Origin of the sequence: Nguyenibacter vanlangensis, assembly GCF_013376155.1 — a bacterium.
GTDB lineage: Bacteria > Pseudomonadota > Alphaproteobacteria > Acetobacterales > Acetobacteraceae > Gluconacetobacter > Gluconacetobacter vanlangensis.
Genome location: NZ_JABXXP010000764.1, coordinates 1 through 1,281, shown reverse-complemented (window position 1 = coordinate 1,281; position 1,281 = coordinate 1). Strand labels below are relative to the sequence as shown.

Sequence of the window (1,281 nt, the reverse complement as noted above, 5' to 3'; positions counted from 1 at the left end):
GACCCGACCGCGCCGCCGCGCGCCACGTCGTCGACCATCCAGCCGGCCAGCAGCGGGGTGACCACATCGGCCACCGTCGCGACGGCGATACCGGCCATCGTCCAGGCCAGCGCGCCGGGATGGCGCGACCAGCGCCGGATCACGAAGCCCAGCACGTCGACAAATTCGTTGCGCGCACGGCCCCGGGGGGCGGGCGCGGAGTCAGTGTCCGTCATGATATCCCGGCCGGTCCCGTCGGCCTTCCTTTCGTCCGTTCCGGCCGCATGCGGCGGGCCGCCTGCAACGGCCCGGACTATCGCCGCGCGGCGGGATGAAAGCAACCGTCGTCCCCTGAGTCGCCCCCTTGCCTGTCGCCGCTGCCCGGCGGAAAAAAGGGCCCGAATCGAACGGACGGCCAGACCCCATGACCAAGCCCCTTACCCCAGTCAAAGTGCCGCATCCCGCGCGGGCCAAGCGCCGCATGACGCTGAAGGAAGTGGAACGATTCATCACCCTGCTGGCCGAGGCCCATCCCAACGCCGAGAGCGAGCTGGAATTCGTCGATGACTACACGCTGCTGGTCGCGGTCGTGCTGTCGGCCCAGGCCACCGACGCGTCGGTCAACCGGGCGACGCGGGGCCTGTTCCGCGACGCGCCCGACCCGGCCGCGATGGTGGCATTGGGCGAGGATGGAGTCGGAGCGCATATCCGCTCGATCGGCCTGTGGCGCACCAAGGCGCGCAACGTCGTAACCCTGTCGCAGACATTGCTGGACCGGTATGACGGGCGCGTCCCACGTGACCGCGCGGCGCTGGAGGCGCTGCCCGGCGTGGGGCGCAAGACCGCGAACGTGGTGATGAACGTGGCGTTCGGCGACAGCACGATGGCGGTGGATACGCATATCTTCCGCATCGGCAACCGCACCGGGCTGGCGCCGGGCAAGACCACACGCGCGGTCGAGGACCAACTGGTGGCGCGGATTCCGGCGCCGCTGCTGCGCCCGGCGCATCACTGGCTGATCCTGCACGGGCGCTATGTCTGCAAGGCGCGGCGGCCCGAATGCTGGCGCTGCCCGGCGCGGGAACCCTGCCAATATACCGGCAAGGTGCTGACGCCGCCCTGAAGCTCTGCCGCCTGTCCATTCCCGGCTATCCGTCCCGTCCCGGACTATTCCCGCCGGGCGAGCGGCAGGGTGGGCAGGCCATGCTGGCCCGGCCCCAGCACCCAGGGCCGCGCCCCCCGGGTCTGCCGGTCCGAGATGATTTCGACCTTGTCGCCGTGCAGGAAGACGGCCTGCGCGCC

Annotated in this window: 1 protein-coding gene and 1 pseudogene; one reads left to right on the top strand and one right to left on the bottom strand. The window is 70.7% G+C overall.

Annotated elements, in window-relative coordinates:
* Positions 1-215, bottom strand: a pseudogene (locus tag HUK84_RS18830) (ABC transporter ATP-binding protein); the annotation flags it as partial.
* A gap of 188 nt (positions 216-403) precedes the next feature.
* Here HUK84_RS18830 and nth point away from each other — a divergent pair.
* Positions 404-1,102 carry an endonuclease III gene (nth, locus tag HUK84_RS18825; RefSeq protein WP_246285777.1) on the top strand — a complete coding sequence of 233 codons (699 nt, stop codon included), beginning with the start codon at positions 404-406 and terminating at the stop codon, positions 1,100-1,102.
* Positions 1,103-1,281: the final 179 nt, after the last annotated feature.